General features: G+C 63.5%; 15 protein-coding genes. 2 read left to right on the top strand and 13 right to left on the bottom strand.

All coding sequences use genetic code 11. From position 1 onward, the window contains the following. Nucleotides 1-100: 100 nt before the first annotated feature. The 3 genes from C2L66_RS41355 to C2L66_RS28515 all read right to left on the bottom strand — a co-directional run bounded on the left by C2L66_RS41355 (nucleotide 101) and on the right by C2L66_RS28515 (nucleotide 2,744). The gene (locus C2L66_RS41355) at nucleotides 101-259 is read right to left on the bottom strand and encodes a hypothetical protein (RefSeq protein WP_007587493.1); all 159 of its coding nucleotides are present in this window, start codon (nucleotides 257-259) and stop codon (nucleotides 101-103) included. Nucleotides 260-617: 358 nt separating this feature from the next. Then, nucleotides 618-1,883 carry a hypothetical protein gene (locus C2L66_RS28510; protein WP_060604895.1) on the bottom strand — a complete coding sequence of 422 codons (1,266 nt, stop codon included), beginning with the start codon at nucleotides 1,881-1,883 and terminating at the stop codon, nucleotides 618-620. A 174-nt stretch (nucleotides 1,884-2,057) separates the two neighbouring features. Continuing rightward, nucleotides 2,058-2,744, bottom strand: coding sequence for an MgtC/SapB family protein (locus tag C2L66_RS28515; RefSeq protein ID WP_035999190.1), 687 nt, complete (start codon nucleotides 2,742-2,744; stop codon nucleotides 2,058-2,060). Nucleotides 2,745-2,913: 169 nt separating this feature from the next. Between C2L66_RS28515 and C2L66_RS28520 the strand changes: the two genes are divergently transcribed. Continuing rightward, on the top strand, nucleotides 2,914-4,014 hold the full coding sequence (locus tag C2L66_RS28520; protein WP_060604893.1) for an AGE family epimerase/isomerase: 1,101 nt from the start codon (nucleotides 2,914-2,916) through the stop codon (nucleotides 4,012-4,014). A 1,000-nt stretch (nucleotides 4,015-5,014) separates the two neighbouring features. On the opposite strand, the gene C2L66_RS28525 is transcribed toward C2L66_RS28520, so the two are convergent. Further along, the gene (locus tag C2L66_RS28525) at nucleotides 5,015-6,622 is read right to left on the bottom strand and encodes a methyl-accepting chemotaxis protein (RefSeq protein ID WP_060604889.1); all 1,608 of its coding nucleotides are present in this window, start codon (nucleotides 6,620-6,622) and stop codon (nucleotides 5,015-5,017) included. Between the two features lie 241 nt (nucleotides 6,623-6,863). Between C2L66_RS28525 and C2L66_RS28530 the strand changes: the two genes are divergently transcribed. Continuing rightward, nucleotides 6,864-7,322, top strand: a complete 459-nt coding sequence (locus tag C2L66_RS28530) for a PaaI family thioesterase (protein ID WP_054933393.1) — start codon at nucleotides 6,864-6,866, stop codon at nucleotides 7,320-7,322. A 973-nt stretch (nucleotides 7,323-8,295) separates the two neighbouring features. Here C2L66_RS28530 and C2L66_RS28535 read toward each other — a convergent pair. The 9 genes from C2L66_RS28535 to C2L66_RS28575 form a co-directional block, all read right to left on the bottom strand. Beyond that, nucleotides 8,296-9,144 (bottom strand): ureidoglycolate lyase, encoded by an 849-nt coding sequence (locus tag C2L66_RS28535; protein ID WP_054933389.1) that lies wholly within the window; start codon nucleotides 9,142-9,144, stop codon nucleotides 8,296-8,298. A 74-nt stretch (nucleotides 9,145-9,218) separates the two neighbouring features. After that, complete coding sequence (locus C2L66_RS28540) at nucleotides 9,219-9,962, bottom strand: SDR family oxidoreductase (RefSeq protein WP_054933388.1); 744 nt, start codon at nucleotides 9,960-9,962, stop codon at nucleotides 9,219-9,221. Nucleotides 9,963-10,050: 88 nt separating this feature from the next. Continuing rightward, nucleotides 10,051-10,881 (bottom strand): amidohydrolase family protein, encoded by an 831-nt coding sequence (locus C2L66_RS28545; RefSeq protein WP_060604886.1) that lies wholly within the window; start codon nucleotides 10,879-10,881, stop codon nucleotides 10,051-10,053. A 16-nt stretch (nucleotides 10,882-10,897) separates the two neighbouring features. Further along, nucleotides 10,898-11,938 carry an aldo/keto reductase gene (locus tag C2L66_RS28550; protein WP_060607059.1) on the bottom strand — a complete coding sequence of 347 codons (1,041 nt, stop codon included), beginning with the start codon at nucleotides 11,936-11,938 and terminating at the stop codon, nucleotides 10,898-10,900. Nucleotides 11,939-11,979: 41 nt separating this feature from the next. Next, nucleotides 11,980-13,299 carry a UxaA family hydrolase gene (locus tag C2L66_RS28555; RefSeq protein ID WP_176056940.1) on the bottom strand — a complete coding sequence of 440 codons (1,320 nt, stop codon included), beginning with the start codon at nucleotides 13,297-13,299 and terminating at the stop codon, nucleotides 11,980-11,982. Nucleotides 13,300-13,315: 16 nt separating this feature from the next. After that, on the bottom strand, nucleotides 13,316-13,624 hold the full coding sequence (locus C2L66_RS28560) for a UxaA family hydrolase (RefSeq protein WP_054933386.1): 309 nt from the start codon (nucleotides 13,622-13,624) through the stop codon (nucleotides 13,316-13,318). A 1-nt stretch (nucleotide 13,625) separates the two neighbouring features. Next, complete coding sequence (locus C2L66_RS28565; protein WP_060604883.1) at nucleotides 13,626-14,660, bottom strand: ABC transporter permease; 1,035 nt, start codon at nucleotides 14,658-14,660, stop codon at nucleotides 13,626-13,628. Then, nucleotides 14,650-16,176 carry a sugar ABC transporter ATP-binding protein gene (locus C2L66_RS28570; protein WP_060604880.1) on the bottom strand — a complete coding sequence of 509 codons (1,527 nt, stop codon included), beginning with the start codon at nucleotides 16,174-16,176 and terminating at the stop codon, nucleotides 14,650-14,652. Before C2L66_RS28570 ends, C2L66_RS28565 begins: the two co-directional genes overlap by 11 nt. A gap of 20 nt (nucleotides 16,177-16,196) precedes the next feature. After that, on the bottom strand, nucleotides 16,197-17,243 hold the full coding sequence (locus tag C2L66_RS28575; protein ID WP_060604877.1) for a sugar ABC transporter substrate-binding protein: 1,047 nt from the start codon (nucleotides 17,241-17,243) through the stop codon (nucleotides 16,197-16,199). Between the last annotated feature and the right edge of the window lie 109 nt (nucleotides 17,244-17,352).

Raw genomic sequence — 17,352 nt, forward strand, 5'->3', positions numbered from 1 at the left:
CGGAAAAACAAAAGCCCGGCAAGGCCGGGCTTTTCAGATTCGCCGCGTCTGGATGGCGGCGAGATGCGCAGTGCAACGTCTTTTTAAGGGCGCCTACCGATTAGTCGGTAAGACGGACGCCGAACAAGGTTGCTTGCGACTTGCGAACACGCTCCGCTTCGCGGTGACGTGCTTCGTACGAATAATCCGAATCCAGAGGCAAGTGAGGCGACGCGAAGAGGTCGCTAACCTTTTGGAACAGCGCGAAAAGATAGTTCATGGCGACTCCCGGTTGGTTGGTGGTGCAGGGTTTTCCCTTAGATAGAAGTATAGGGTTTTCCCTAGAATAAAGCTAGTGCAATGCAGCAATTTTTTGATGTGGTTGTTTGCCGCATGGCGTCTCAGGCGATATTGCATCGCACCACGCCCGCAGCATAAGGCTTCCAGACTCGTCCCTTTTTCTTGCAGAACCGATGCGTGGATACAACGGCGGGCGACCATGTCGGCGGCGCCGTTTGCGGCAGACGGTTAGTTGCGCTTCGCGCGACCTCCCGTCGGAGCGGTAGCGCTCGGACGGCGGCTCAAGGCAGGAATCGGAGAAAGCGCGCCACGCACAGGGCGCGCCCGGCGTGCGAAGACTAGTGAGTGTGCGCTGACTTGCGCTTCTGGGCGTGCTGCGCATGCGCCACATGCGTTTCGGCGGGTCTGGCTGCCGCCGGAGCGACGGGTGCGGGAGCCGCTGGCGCCGTCGGAGCCTGGGAGGCGACAGGAAGGCTCGTGGTCGACGAATCCGTGTCGAGCAGCGTCGCTAGCGTCGCCTGCTGGTTCAGCAGCATCTGTTCGATGCGCTGTTCGTGCGCGGTCGACTGATGCGAGAGGCGAAACAGCAGCAACGTCTGCGCGATGCCAATCGCGATCGTCATCAGCAAGGCGCAGACGACGATCGTCAGCATCCATTTCATGCGCCGCGTGTGGTCGTCGGCGGCACGGCGCTGGTCAGCGATCACGCCATAGAGCGCATCGACGGTATCGGCGAACGCGGTGGCGCGGGCATGGTCCAGTTCGGGCGTGGCGCGCGGCGCATGCGTCTGCGATGGCGGAACGTACGACGCGGCTCGCGCGGGCTGTTCGTTCGAGACCGCCGCGCTCGCATCATGCGCGGATACGTTGGACGGGGCCTCCGGTGCTGTTTTGCTATCTGAGTGCGTGACGCGCTGCGCCAAACCGCCCGCCGCGGGCGATCGCTCGCTTTGGGTATCGACGGCGGCGTCGGGAAGCGCGGCATGTGCCGCGGGCGAAATCTGACGCAGCGCCGTGACGCTGCGCACCACGCTCGCCGCCGCCAGCGACGCAGCCTGTGGCGGCGCATCGGAAGCCGCGTCGGCAGCCGGTTTCGCCGCCGCCGGCGCAACTTCGCTTTCGACCGAAGCAGCCAGCGCTCGTCCGTCAGCGAGACTTTCGGCGGCAGCCGGCTCCGGCGCGCCCGCTTCCGTGTCGATCAGCATCTGGCCGTCATGCAGCCCGGCACCCGCTGCCAGATCCTTCGGCTGCGCCGCGCCACGCATCGCGCGCGCGGCAGTTTTCCCTTCCGCACCCGCCGCAAAGCCTACGCCATCCGGCGCGCCGACCGCCGCCAACACGACATCGGGTAATTCGAAGCCCTGCAGCGTGCCTTGCCGCACGTCGATGCTCATTGCCTGCTGCTCGGCGCGCGCGGTGTCGTCGGGGAAGAGGTCGAGCGTGCTGCCGTCGCGCGCGGCATCGCTCAGTTGCGCGAGACGCTGCGCCGAGCGCGCGGCGCGCGCAAGCTTCTTTTCGGTTTCGGGGGAGACAGTGGACGTGCGCCGATTCTGCGAACGGGCGCGCGACGGGCGGGAAATCGTGGATTCTGCGGAATCTGCCATGTAGGAAAAGCGGGAACGCAGCGTTCGTCGCCATTCATGGCGCCCGTCAGCGCTGCTGTCGGTATTTTTCTAGAGCCTGCATTGTCTCATGCAAAGAGGGTCACAGAAGTGGATCGCAGCCTTTTTGGGACGGCATTTCGCGCGCCGCGCCGGAAGATCATGGGCAGATCACGCTCACGCCGGCTCGCCATTGTCGCGAAACTCCTTGACGCCCTGGATGGCGCGCAACTGACCGCAGATCGCCGCATACTCCGTCGATGAGACGCGGTGCAGCGTGATCGTCACTTCGTCCAATTGCGCGTCGTCGTCGCTCTGCTGCATGATGAACTGCTTGACGCGCGGGCTCGCCGGACCGAGAGCCTCGTGCAGCGTATGAAACGTCATCGAGCCGCGCTCGACCAGCAGCGACAGCTGGCGGCGCTGCTTGACCGTGATGAAGCGCTTTTCGATCGGTTTGATCCCGGCCAGGATGATCAGAATGATGATCGTCGCGGCGATCGACGCCGTGTACAATCCGCCGCCGACGGCCAGCCCGATCGCGGCGACGGACCACAGGCTCGCGGCTGTCGTCAGGCCGCGGATGATCTCGCCGCGCAGCAGGATCGACCCGGCGCCGAGAAAGCCGATACCGGACACGACCTGCGCGGCGATCCGCGACGGGTCGAGCACGACGTGCTGGTTGCCGAGCACATCCGCGAAGCCGAACGCCGACACGATCATGATGAGCGTCGAGCCGACGCACACCAGCATATGCGTGCGCAGCCCGGCCGCCCACGAAAGCCGCTCGCGCTCGAAGCCGATCACGCTGCCGAGTGCCGCCGCGAGCACGAGCCGGGAAATGAGTTCGAAATTGCCGATCATGTTGTTCTCCTTGTGATGTCGCCGGTTGCCTGTGTCTTTGTCTTTGCCCTCGCCCTTGCCGTTGTCTTACGGCGCGTGCGCCCTGATGCCCGGTGCGCGCCGATTGGCTTATGCTGCAGCATCGGCGGGTACGGCTTCGCCTTCCATTCCTATTTCGATCTTCCGCACCATGAATGCAACAACATCGACGCCTGAGCTCGCGGCCGCGCTACGCGAGCATTTCGCGCGCGTCATCCTGCCGATCTGGCGAGGCCCGGGTTTCAACGCCGCGCTCGGACTGCCCTACGAAGCCGTCGCCGCCGACGGCCGCACGCCGCTGCCCGTCACCCGTTACCGCGCAATGGCGTGTGCGCGGCAGTTGTTCGTTTTCGCGCTGGCAGGCGAGATGCAGCATGCGCAGCGTCTGTTCGAATCGCTGACCCGTATCTTTCAGGACAGCACGCATGGCGGATGGTTCTATAGCGTGGACGCACAAGGCGTGCCGCTCGACACCACCAAGGACTTGTACACCCACGCGTTCGTGGTGTTCGCATGTGCCGAATACGGCGCGCGTTCGGGCAACCGCGATGCGCTGGACATTGTGCATCGCGCGTCGTCGCTGATCGAGGACCGCTTTGCTGCCCGTGACGGCCTGTTGCACGCCGCGCTCGATGCCGGCTTCTCGGGTACGGACGACATGCCGCTGCAAAACCCGCTGATGCATCTGACGGAGGCATGGCTCGCGGCGCGCGCCGCTACACAGGACGCCGCGTTCGATACGGCGCTCGCGAAGCTCGGTGACGCCATTGCGCGTGCTTTCGTGCATCAGCCGACGGGGTGTATTGCCGAATTGCCCGTCGGTAGTGCGGATAACCGGCTTGAGCCGGGGCATCAGTTCGAATGGTTCTGGCTCGTGCGGCAGGCGGGCGATGTGCTGGCCGGGTCGGGTTTGCGCGAGGCGCTCGCGCGTGCGTTTTTGTTCGCGCACGAAAGGGGTGTCGATGCGGCGACGGGCGGCGTGCACGCGGCGCTCGATGAAGCGGGCGGGGTCAAGGATTCAACGCAGCGGATCTGGGCGCAGACGGAGTATCTGCGTGCACTTGCCGTGCATCATGATGATGATGTGCGGGCAGTGTTGCCGCAGCAGATTGGGCGGTTCCAGCCGCGGTTTTTGAATGCGCAGGGCTGGGTGGAATGCAGGACGCAAACGGGTGAGGTTTCGCGGGCGGAGATGCCTTCGACGACGCCGTATCATCTTGCTACTGCTTATGCGGCGTTGCCTGGGGTTTGATTTTTTTTGTTTCGGGTTCGCGGGGTGGGGGGCGGTTTGCTCGGGGTTTGCGCTGGCATCCGCCGTTCGTTAGCGTGCTTCATTCGTCGCCGTTTGGTTTTGGTCTTTGCGTTGGCATCCGCGAATTGTTAGCGTGCTTCACGCGTCGCCGTTTGGTTTTGGTCTTTGCGTTGGCATCCGCGAATTGTTAGCGTGCTTCACGCGTCGCCGTTTGGTTTTGGTCTTTGCGTTGGCATCCGCGAATTGTTAGCGTGCTTCACACGTCGCCCCTGTGCGGGGCGGCACCTACTTTTCTTTGCCGCCGCAAAGAAAAGTAGGCAAAAGAAAGCGGCTCACACCGCCAGCACTAATACTTGCCTGAGGGCCCCCAAAGGTTCTTACGCTTCACACGGCAATCACGTGCCGCACGTTCGTTGCCAGCGCGTCGAGCAATCGCCTCACCCACTTCATGCGCCCGTACAAGGGCCAGCGGCAGCCAATGGCATGCGCCGCCAAGGTGGCAAACTGTGTGTAGGGTGTCGCGCCGCAAAGCTTGGCGCTCTTACCAGAAACACCAATCCTGCTACACAGTCCGGAGTGATGCGCGTATGGCGCGAAAGGCGACACACAGTTTGCCACCTGGGCGGCCGTGGACTGTCTGGCGCGGCGTGCTGCGACGGGGGAGCGTGAAGCGGGTGAGGCGTACAGCGAGAGCGTTGGCAACGCACGCAAACCGGTGCGTTGCCGTGTGAAGTGTGGGGACGTTGGGGGCCCGTGGGCAGACGTCAAGAACTGGCGGTTTGAGCCGCTTTCTTTTGCCTACTTTTCTTTGCGGCGGCAAAGAAAAGTAGGTGCCGCCCCGCACAGGGGCGACGCATGCGGGCCACAAACAAATCGCGGATGCCAGCGCAAAACCCAGGCGAACCAGAACCGCCCCCGCCGCGAAGACGCAAACACGTTCCCAAGAGCAAGAGCAAAAAGCAAAAAGCAAAAGCAAAAAGCAAAAACAGAAAACCCGCGTTCAAACAAAAGCTTCCCCGCCGAGCCCCGGCGCCCCCTGCCGCCTCCGATCCGCGACCAACACCACATCAGAAATCTCAAACGCAGCCACCGCATCCTTCATCTGCCGCGTTTGCTGATGCAGCGAAGAAGCCGCCGCCGCAGCCTCCTCCACGAGTGCCGCGTTTTGCTGCGTCATCTCATCCATCTGCACGACGGCCTGATTGACCTGCTCAATACCCGTGCTCTGCTCCAGCGATGAAGCGCTGATCTCGGCCATCATCTGCGTGACCCGCGAAATCGACTCCGATACATTGCGCATCGCTTCGCCCGCGCGCTCGACCAGCACCGACCCACCCTGAATCTCCGCGACCGACTCGCTGATCAGTTGCTTGATCTCCTTCGCCGACTGCGCGCTGCGCTGCGCGAGACCGCGCACTTCACCCGCGACAACTGCAAAACCGCGTCCCTGCTCGCCCGCGCGCGCGGCCTCGACGGCCGCATTCAACGCAAGAATGTTGGTCTGGAACGCGATCCCGTCGATCACTGTGATGATCTCCGCAATACGGTCCGAGCTTTGCGCAATGCCGTGCATCTTCGCGACAACCTGATTGACCACGTCACTGCCGTGCGAGGTCGCATCGAGCGCCGTCTCCGCCAGCGCATTCGCTTCGCGTGCGTGGTCGGCGTTCTGGCGCACGGTCGCCGTCAACTCTTCCATGCTCGACGCCGTCTCTTCGAGCGATGCAGCCTGATTCTCTGTGCGCGCCGACAGATCGGCATTGCCCGTGGCGATTTCGTCGGCGCCGATATAGATCGAATCGGCGGCTTCACGCACGGTCTTCACGGTACGCGCGACGCTCGCCTGCATCACCGACAGGCCCAGGAACAAGCGCCCGATCTCATTCGTGCCGCGCGCTTCGATCGGCTGGTTCAGGCGGCCTTGCGCGATTCGCTCGAAGTGCCGTCCCGCTTCTTCCAGCGGACCCACGACGCCGCGCCGCAACGCCACATATACGCCCGCCGTGCCCGCCAGCAGTAGCGCCAGAATGACGAGGCCAACCGAGCGGAACAGCGTCTGACGTGCGTCGATCGAATCCATCGACGCGCGGCCCGTCGCGTCGCCGAATTGCGTGAAGTTGTGCAGCTCGGTCAGATACGCGTCCTGCATGCCTTGGGTCGGCTGGTCGAGGAACGCCTGAATATTGCCCGCGTCGAGGTATTGCGCGAGCTCGCCGAGCGCAGTGTGAATCTTCTGGTACTTCTCGTTGAGTGCGGCGGCGCGCGCGTTGTTTTCGTCGTTGAGTTTCGGGGCGGTCATGAAGACCGCGAACGACCGGTCCGCGGCAGCGAGCTGCTCGCGCGCGTGCTGGACGATATCGGTCGGTTCCGCGCCGCCGCGCACCATCCGCGTGCCGGCGCGCGACAGGTTGATGCGTGCGTCCATCAGACGCTGCGTCGTCTCATTGACGGCATTCACCTGATGCAGCGCGACGTTCGCGAGATCGTTGACGTCGTCGTGCGTGCGGGTCATCGACCAGAACCCGAGCCCTTCCGTCACCAGCTGGAAAATACAGAAAGCGGCCAGAACACTTAACAAGCCTGAAGCGACTTTGATCTTGCTGAACATCGAAACACCTGAATTGCTGAGAAGGACGGGAGTGCATCCGGGTTTACGGCAATGTCAGGCGAAGCCTTGAGTGCTCGTCGGCAAAATTCCTGGCGCGTGAGTATTTCGGAAGCTTACGCGGTGCGATTACGTCGATTTACACAATAATTGCAGCGCCATTCTGCGAATTCCCTTGACGCGCTGCATTTACGCTTCCTAGAGTGGGGACATCGCCATGCGGGTTATGCCCGAAGGAACGACGATGACAGACCTACTCGACCGGGCGCGCGGCGCGCTGCACGCCCAGCCATTCAGCGTGCTGCTCGGCACCGAACTGATGTATGTCGGTGCGAACGAGCTGACGCTGTGCCTGCCGATCCGCGACGAATTGCGGCAGCAGCATGGTTTCGTGCACGGCGGTGTGATCAGTTATCTCGTCGATAACGCGCTCACTTTTGCTGGTGCGCTGGCGCTTGGGCCTCGCGTTGTGACGGGCGAGTACAAGATCAACTATCTGCGGCCCGCGATGGCGGGCGTGCTGATGGCACGCGCGGAAGTGGTGTATGTGGGGCGGCAGCAGGCTACCTGTCAGTGCGATGTGTTCGTCACCGATGGCGATAAGGAAAGGCTCGTCGCTGTCGCGCAGGGGACGATCAATCGTATCGGGGATGGGACGGAGGCTGGGGCTCCGTATGAAGGGGATCGGCATATGCGGGAGTGATGTTTTTTTTGTCTTCGACGCTCGGGTGTTTGGCGTTTTTCTCTTATCTGCGATGCTGTTTGGGTTGCCTCTGCGATGGTCGATGCGGATGCGTGCGTAATGTCTCGAACGTGATTTGTTAGCGGGCTTCAGGCTTCACCGGTCGGGGTTTTTGGCCTTTGCTTTCGCTGGCATCCGCGATTTGCTTTTGCTTTCGCTGGCATCCGCGATGCGTTATCTAGCTTCACGCGTCGCCCCTGTGCGGGGCGGCACCTACTTTTCTTTGCCGCCGCAAAGAAAAGTAGGCAAAAGAAAGCGGCTCACACCGCCAGCCTTTGACGTTTGCCCACGGGCCCCCAACGGCCCCACGCTTCACACCCCAGTGGCCCTGGTCGGTGCCCGTTGCCAGCGCGCCGAATCGGCGCCTCACCCACTTCAAACACCCGTACGTGGGCAAGCGCCAGCGAATGGCATATGCCGCCCAGGTGGCAAACTGTGTGTAGGTTGTCGCGTCGTATAGCTTGGCGCTCTTACCGGGTGGGACGCGTGCGCTATTGGTCTGGAGTGAAGCATGTGGAGCACCGAGGGCCTACACACAGTTTGCCACCTGGGCGGCGGCGAACTGTCTGGCGCGGCATGCTGAAACGCGGGCGTGAAGCGGGTGAGGCGCTCAGCAAGAGCGCTGGCAACGAGCAAGAATGATGTGATTGCCGTGTGAAGTGTAAGACCCTTTGGGGGCCCTCAGGCAAGAACATGGGCTGGCGGTGTGAGCCGCTTTCTTTTGCCTACTTTTCTTTGCGGCGGCAAAGAAAAGTAGGTGCCGCCCCGCACAGGGGCGACGCGTGAAGCTAGATAACGCATCGCGGATGCCCGCGCAAAGGACCAGCGCAAAGGCCCAATACACCGACCGGCGACGCCTGAAGGGCGATAACAAAACGCGGATGCCAGCAAAAGCAAAAGCAAAAGCCAAAAACCCCGACCAGCAACTCCTCAATCACTCCGCCGCATAAGTCTTCTGCTGCTGCTCGCCGAGCCCCTCAATCCCGAGCTTCACAGTCTGCCCCGGCTTCAAATAAACAGCCTCGGGCTTCACGCCCATCCCAACCCCTGGCGGCGTGCCCGTAGAAATCACATCCCCCGGCTGCAAGCTCATACACTGCGACAGATAAGAAACAAGCTTCGCAACACCAAACACCATGGTCCTGGTGCTGCCATTCTGATAACGATGCCCATCCACCTCGAGCCAAAGCTTCAGATTCTGCGGATCCGCAACCTCATCGCGCGTAACAACCCAAGGCCCGATCGGCCCAAACGTATCGAACCCCTTGCCCTTGTCCCACTGCCCAGCGCGCTCGATCTGCCACTCGCGCTCGGACACGTCGTTGATCACGCAATAACCCGCCACATAGTCGAGCGCGTTCGCCTCGTCGACATACTTCGCCTCCTTGCCGATCACCACGCCCAGTTCCACTTCCCAATCGGTCTTCTTCGAGCCGCGCGGAATTTCAATCCCGTCGTTCGGCCCAACGATCGCGCTAGTCCACTTGTTGAAGACAACAGGCTCGCTCGGCACAGGCAGATTCGACTCGGCAGCATGGTCCGCATAGTTCAGCCCGATACACACGAACTTGCCGATCTTGCCGACACACGGCCCAATGCGCGGATTGCCTTCGACAACCGGCAGCGACGCCGGATCGATCGCCCGCAATCCGTCAAGCGCAGCATCCGTCAACGTGCTGCCGTCAATATCGCCCACCACTTTCGACAGATCGCGAATCTTGCCTTGCGCATCCAGCAAGCCCGGCTTTTCCTGGCCCTTCGGTCCATAACGAAGCAGTTTCATCGCTGCAGTTTCCTCTGTTCAGTGATTCCGTGGTTCATAAACGTGGTCAGCGCCTCATGCACGCGCTGCGTGGCTCAGTTCGACCAGCCGCCGTCGATCACATGCGCCTGGCCCGTCGTGAACCCCGATTCGTCCGACGCCAGATACAACGCCAGCGCCGCAATCTCCTCCGGCTTCCCGACACGGCCCATCGGCTGGCGCGCGACGAACGCGGCGTGCACCGCTTCGACCGTCGCGCCCTGCGCCTTCGCCTGCTCGGCGATCCGCTGTTCGAGCGAAGGCGAGTGTACCGTGCCCGGACAGATCGCGTTGCAGCGTACACCGCGCGTAACGAAATCGGCAGCGACAGCCTTCGTCAAACCGATCACAGCCGCTTTCGATGCGCCATACACAAACCGGTTCGGCACGCCCTTCACACTCGACGCCGCCGACGACATGTTGATGATCGACCCGCCGCCCTTCTCCAGCATCGCGGGCAAAAACGCGCGGATCATCCGGTACATCGCCTTCGCGTTGAGATCGAAGGCGAAGTCCCAGTCTTCCTCGCTCGCTTCGAGAATCGAGCCCGCATGCACGTAGCCGGCGCAATTGAACAGCACGTCGATAGGACCGAGCTCCTGCGCCAGCGCCTTGATCGCCGCGCCGTCGAGCACATCGAGCTGGCGCGCTTCGACGGGCTTGTCCTTGAGCGCGTCGATGCGGATGTCGGTGGCGATGACGCGCGCGCCTTCACGCGCGAAAAGCTCGGCCGTCGCAAGGCCGATGCCCTGTCCAGCTGCCGTGATCAAAGCCGTCTTGCCGGCCAGTCTTTGTACCATTTAAGGCTCCCGTTGGATTGGCGTTTGAGTCATACCGGGTATTGCAACGGCTGCTCACCGGCGCGAATGTGGAATTCCCGTTGAACCGTCACAGCCGGTAGAACGCCGCTGCATTGCCGCCGAACACCGCATCGCGTTCGGCATCGGAGCGCGACGCGAGCAGCTCTGTCGCAATGGAATGCCACAGCAGATAGTCACCGTTCAGATTCAGCACCGGCCAGTCGCTGCCCCACATCAGGCGCTTCGGCCCGAACGCGGCAAGCAGATGATCGACGTATGGACGCAACGTCGCTTCCGTCCAGCCTTGCGCGGCTTCCGTCGCGAGGCCCGACAGCTTGCAATGCACATGCGGCAGTTGCGCCAGCCGGGTGATGCCCTCGGCCCACGCGTGCCAGCCCGCGCTGCCGTCGCGGATCGGCGGCTTCGCGCCGTGATCGATCACCACGCGCAATTGCGCAAAGCGCTCGATGAACGTCACCAATGCATCGACGTGACGCGTGAAGATCAGCGCATCGAATGCGAGGTCGTGGGCGATCAACGCATCGACGGCGGGCTTCAGTGCGGGATTGGCGATCCAGTTGTCGTCGGGCAGGTCTTGCAGCATCGGCCGCACGCCTTTGAACTTCGGATCGCGCGCGAGTTCGGCGATCAATGCGGGCGCGTTGGCATCGAGCATCGGCACCCAGCCGACAACGCCCGCAATCGACGTGTCATTGCGCGCGAGATCGAGCAGATAGCGCGTCTCGTCGACCGTCGGCGCGGCCTGCACGACGACCGTGCGCGACACGCCCGCGCGTTCACGCAGCGGCGCGAGATCGCCGGGACCGAATGTACGGTAGAGCGGCGCGAGATCGGGCGTGAGCCAGCCGTAGTCGCCGCGCTCGGGGTTCCAGTAATGCTGGTGTGCGTCGATTTGCATGATGTTGATCGAACCGCTAGTCCTTCGGCACGGGCGCGCGTGGATCGAGCAAGCCTTCGTCGCGCAGTGCCTGCCAGAGTTCGGCGGGAATCGGCTTGTCGAACGAAGCCACATTCTCGCGCAGTTCGCCCGCATTGCGCGCGCCCGTCAGCACGGTTGCGACGGCAGGATGCGCATACGGGAACTGCAACGCGGCGGCAGCCAGCGGCACGCCATGCGCCTTGCACACCGCTTCCAGACGCGCGACGCGCTCGATCACCTGCTTCGGCGCCTCGCCATAGTTGAACTTCAGATCGCCTTCGACGCCACGCGCGAGTATCCCCGAATTGAACGCGCCGCCCAGCAGAATGCTGACGTTGCGCTGTTCGCATTCGGGCAGCAGGTCGTCGAGCGTCGCCTGTTCGAGCAGCGTGTAGCGGCCCGCGAGCAACGCGCAATCAATGTCGAATTCGCGCACCGCGTCGAGTATCGCCGCGCTTTCGTTGACGCCGAGACCGACGGCTTTCACAGCGCCTTGCGAACGCAGATCGTCGAGCGCGCGAAAGCCGCCGCCTTGCGTGAGCTGCTGCCAGTAATGCGCGTTGCGCTCGCCATGTGTGACGACGCCGATATCGTGCACGAGCAGAATGTCGATATCGACGATGCCCATGCGCTGCTGGCTGTCTTCGAACGAACGCAGAATGCCGTCGTGCGTGTAGTCGTAGATCGCTTCGAACGGCAGCGGGTTTTGCCAGCCTTCGCTGCCGTCATACGGATGCTTGCGCGGCACGAAGTGACGGCCCACCTTGGTGGACAGCACGAACTCGCTGCGCGGATAGCGCCGCAGCGCGTCGCCCAGGCGATGCTCCGCTTTGGTGTGCCCATAGTGCGGCGCCGTGTCGAAGAAACGCACGCCCGCGTCCCATGCGGCCTGAACCGCGCCGAACGCTTCTTCATCGGACAGGTCGCGATACAGTCCGCCGAGCGGCGCCGTACCCAGCCCGAGACCCGTGACTTCGAGTGCGCGCCCGCCAATGCGGCGCCGCTTGCGCACGTTTGAACTCGCCGCATCCGTCATCGTCTCGCTCTCCATGTTTTCAATTTGGCTCACCGCAGCGCTCACTGCGCGGCCACGCTGACCACCCGATGCGGCAGCGCCGCATTCGACGGCAGGCACGCCGGCCCGACGGGCTCGAACGTCTTGTACGTAAGGATAAACTCCTGATGCCCGAGCGACTCCGATTTCGACGCCGCGCCCTGCGCCACGGCGAGCGTGACGTCGAACACTTCGCGGCCCACTTCGTCGAGCGTCGCGCGGCCTTCAAGGATACGCCCTGCGTCGACATCCATGTCGCCGGACAGGTTGCGGTAAGTATGCGGATTCGCGCAGACCTTGATGACGGGCGAAATCGCCGAGCCGACCACGGAGCCGCGCCCCGTCGTAAACAAGATCACATGCGCGCCGCACGCGATCAGTTCCGCGATCTCGGCGTTGTCGCTGATGTTCGGAAAGCCGAAGCGCGGCTCGCCGTCCGGCACGACGTCGAGCAGATAGAGGCCGCCCGTGGGCGGCACATCGCCGGGCTTCACGATGCCGACGATCGGCGACGCGCCGCTCTTCGCATACGCGCCGAGCGACTTCTCTTCCTGCGTCGTCAGTCCGCCGTCCGCGTTGCCGACAGCGAAGCTGCCGTGGCCGAGTATCGAGTAATAGCGCGCGGCCTTCGCGACGCATGCAACGATTTCATCGCCGAGATCGTCGCGCGCCGCGCGGCTTTTCATATGAAACTCGCAGCCGACCAGTTCGCCCGTCTCCTCGAAGATGCAGGTCGCGTCGTGCTCGATGAAGTGATCGAATGCGCGGCCCACGGCGGGGTTCGCCGTGATGCCGCTCGTGCCGTCCGAGCCGCCGCAGATCGTGCCGATCACGAGTTCAGACAGCGCCATGGGCACTTTCTTCTGCTTCGCGAGTTCGCCGCGCGCTTCGCGCACCCAGTCGACGCCATATTGAATCGTGCTGCGCGTGCCGCCTTTTTCCTGGATCGTCAGCACGTGCACCGGGCGGCCGCTCGCGCGCACCACATCGACGAGGTAGTGCTTATTCATGCTCTCGCAACCCAGCGACACGAACAGCACCGCGCCGACATTCGGATGCGTCGTCAGCCGCTCCATCATCTTTTCGGCGTAGCTGTTCGGATAGCAGCCGGGAAAGCCGATCAGATGGACGGGCGCTTCCTGCCCGGCGGAAGGATCGTCGAACGCATCGAACGAAGGGCGGAACTGCGCAACGATCTCGCGCGCCACGTGATGCGCGCATTCGACCAGATAGGCGACGGCGACCACGTTGCGGATGCCCTTGCGTCCATCGCTGCGCAGATACCCTTGCAGTACGGGCGGCACGGCTGATTGCGCGGTATTTGCTACTGAAATGTCGGTCATGTTCTATGGGCCCGCGTCAGTGATGGACGAATGCGTGGCCTGCGTCGTGCGTATAAGTGGGCAGGTAATCGCTTTCGAGGTTGTGCGTATGCAGATGCTCGCCGCGCGCGACATCCGTCGTCACGTGGCCGATCACCGCGCCGTAACGCAGCACCTTCTCTTCGCTGCGCAGCGCACGGCGCGCGACCTTGTGGCCGAGCTCGATCGTTTTCGCGAGCGTCACATGCTCACCTTCGATCTCGATCTGCGTGCCGGCTTCGAGCCGTGCGCCAGCGATCAGGCAGTTGTCTTCGGGACTCAGCAGAATCAGGCGTTGATCGGTCATATCAGTTTTGTCCTTCGCCGCTGGCAAGGCGCGCCACCATCAGCGAGCCGAGAATGATCGCGCCGTAGATCGCCTGAATCCAGAACGACGGCACCTGCGCGAGCGTCAACAGGTTCTGCACGACACCGAGCAGCAGCACGCCGGACAGCGCGCCGATCATCGTGCCCTTGCCGCCATCGAGCGAAATGCCGCCGATCACGGCCGCTGCGAACACGGTGAAGATCATGCCGTTACCCTGGTTCGCGTTGATCGCGCCGACATAGCCCGTGACGACGAGGCCGCCAATCGAAGCGAGCACGCTGCCGAGCACGAATACGCCCCACGTGATGCGCTCGACACGAATGCCCGCGGCGCGCGCCGCTTCCGGATTGCCGCCGATCGCATACAGCGCGCGGCCCAGCCGGTGATAACGCAGCATGAACGCGGCGATGCCGAACGCCGCAGCCGCCAGCCACACCGACAAGGGCAAGCCGAGCACGATCGTGGTCGCGAGTTCGAAGAACGACGGCGGCATGTCGAACAGCGTGCCGCCCTTCGTCGCGCCGACCAGCATGCCGCGCAGCACGATCAGCATCGCGAGCGTGACGATGAAGGCGTTCAGGCGCAGCCGCACGACCAGAAAGCCGTTGATGAAGCCGATCAGCGCGCCGACCACGAGGATCGCGAGCAGGCCCGCCGCGGCCGGCCATTCGAACCCGAAGCCCGCCGACGCCGCGGGCATCACGAGCATCGCGCCGACAGCGGGCGCGATGCCGACCGTCGATTCCAGCGAAAGATCGAACTTGCCCGTCAGCACGATCAGCGATTCGGCGAGCACGACGAGCGCCAATGCCGCCGACGCGCCCAGCACGCTGATCAGATTCGCCTTCGTCAGAAAGCTCGGGCTGACGAAAGCGCCGATCACGATCAGCAACGCGAGCGCGGGCACCAGTGCGAGATCGCGCAGACGCGCGATCTCGATGCGAGGACGCGCGGCGCTCGCGCCCATTCCTTGAGCCGATTGAGCCGACGCAAACGCAGGCACACTATTCTTCATGGAGACTGACTCCTTCAACGGATGCGATCAGGTCGTGGTCTGCCCAACCTGCCGGAAACTCGGCCGCGATGCGGCCACGGAACATGACGAGCACGCGGTCGCAGACACGCAGATCGTCGAGTTCGCCCGATGCGACGATCACCGACTTGCCCGCTTCGCGCACGCGATCGACAACGGACAGCAGCGCTTCTTTCGATTTCACGTCGACGCCCGCCGTCGGATCGATCAGCACGAGCACGTCGGGATCGGTTGCCAATGCGCGGGCCATCACGACCTTCTGCTGATTGCCGCCTGACAGCCCCGACACCGCTTGCTCCGGCCCCTGCGTGGCGATGCCGAGCGCGTCGATCATCTTCTTGCCGAATGCGTTCTTCTTCGCGGGCGGCGCGATGCCGAACTTGCCGAGCATGCGCGCAATGGTCATCGACGCGTTTTCCGCTACCGATTGCGTGAGCACCAGCCCTTCGTGATGACGGTCCTTCGGCACGCAGCCGATGCCGCGCTTCAATGCTGCGGGCACGTCGCCGGGCGGCAACGCTTCGCCGTCGACGCGAACGCCGCCGCGCTGCGGCTTGCGCAACCCGGCTATTGCTTCGGCGACGCTCGTGCGTCCGCTGCTCGTCGCGCCCGTGAGTCCCACGACTTCGCCGCGCTTCACGGCAAACGTGACGTCTTCGTAGTCCGCGCCCGTGAGCGCTTCGACCTGCAACGCGATGACTGTATCGGCGGGCAATGGCGAGCGCGAAGCCGCGTCGGTGACATTGAGGCCGCCGCGCTCGCCCGTCATCGCTTCGATCAACTGCTCGCGCGGCAACGCCGACACAGGCGCGCTGACGATATGCCGCGCATCGCGCAGCACGGTGACGGCCTGGCAAATCTCGTACACCTCCTGCAAGTGATGCGAGATGAACAGGAACGTCACGCCTTCGCGCTGCAACTCCTCGATGCGCCGGAAGAGCCGCTTGATTTCATCGCCGTCGAGCTGAGCCGTTGGTTCATCGAGAATGATGAAGCGGGCGCCGTACGACAGCGCCCGCGCGATCTCGACGAGCTGCCGCGCTTCGACGGTGAGATCGCCCGCCCGTGCGTCTTCGCGCACATCGATCTTCCAGTGATCGAGCAGCGCGCGCGCATCGCGGCGCATCGCGCGCCAGTCGATCACGCCGTTGCGCGTCTGCTGCCGGTTGATGAACAGATTCTCCGCGACGGACAGCTCGCGGATGATCGTCGAATGCTGATAGACGCACGCGACGCGCTCGCGCCACGCGTCGCGGTCGGCGATGGGCGGCGCAAGCTCGCCGCCGAATCGAACTTCGCCCGTGTCGGATTTGCGCAGGCCGGTGAGAATCGACACCAGCGTCGATTTCCCCGCGCCGTTGCGCCCGACGAGCGCATGCGACTCGCCGGGCAGCACGCGCATGCTGACGTCCCTCAGCGCCGCGTGGCTGCCGAAGCGCTTGCCTACCCCAAGCGCCTCGACGACCGCGCGCGTGGATGCGTTCGCGTCGTGGGTCATTTGCTCGCTCACTTAAGTGCTCACTTGAGCGTGTTGCCCCAGAAGTTCTTGTCGTCGACATTCGCCTTCGTCACGAGCGGCGCGGGCAGCTGGTCTTCGAGCACTCCCGGCTGCAGCTGCACGATGTTGCTGCCGTGATCGGTCGGACCCGGCTTGAACGTCTGCCCGGCGAGCGCGGCCTTCATGTAGTACAGACCGTACTTCGCGTAGAGATCGGCGGGCTGCGAAATGGTCGCGTCGATTTCGCCCTTGCGGATCGCGTCGAACTCTTGCGGAATACCGTCGTTGCTGACGATCACGACGTGCTTCGCATCGCCTGCGGGAAACAGCATCTGCTTGCGGCGCAACGTCTGCAAAGTCGGCGACAGATAGACGCCGCCCGCCTGCATGTAGATCGCCTTCACATCGGGATTCGCGGTCAACAGGCTATCCAGCGAACTCGCCGCGACATCGCCCTTCCAGCCCGCCGGAATCTCCAGCAGCGACAGCGCCGGGTAGCTCTTCAGGCACGCGCGGAAGGCTTCCGAACGGTCGCGTCCGTTGACGGACGCCAGATCGCCCATGATCTGCACGACCTTGCCGGACTTCACATGCTCGCCGATGTACTTGCACGCATTCGTGCCGTACGCACGGTTGTCGGCGCGCACGACCATCGCGACCTTGCCTTGCGTCGGCGCGACGTCGACGGCGACCACGGCGACGTTCTTCGCCGATGCCGAATCGAGTGCGCGGCTGATCGCCGCCGAATCGATCGGCCCGACGACGATGCCCTTGGCGCCGAGATTCACCATGTTGTTCATGTCGGTGATCTGCTGCGCGGGGTCGTTGTTCGAATTGACGGGCGCGAGGATGTCGATGCCCATTTCCTTCGCGTACTTCGGCAAATAGTTGTTGTACGACTGCCAGAACGGCGACGTGAGAAGCGGCAGGCCGAGACCGACCTTGGCCGTGTCGGCCTGCGCGGCCGCGCTGAACGTGATGCCTGCGATGCACGTCGCGGCCACGGCGGCCGTCAACGCGTTCTGAACGAAACGGCGAGCCGCGCGCGGCTCCCTGGCGAAACCCATGCTTGTCTCCTGTGTCGATGGGAGCGGCTTTCAAGCCTGCTTCCGTCTGCGTTGTGGGAAGAGGAACCGGCGAACCGGGTACATCCACCTTTCACTTTCTTATGGGCAT

It is taken from the genome of Paraburkholderia caribensis (assembly GCF_002902945.1).
Lineage (GTDB): Bacteria > Pseudomonadota > Gammaproteobacteria > Burkholderiales > Burkholderiaceae > Paraburkholderia > Paraburkholderia caribensis.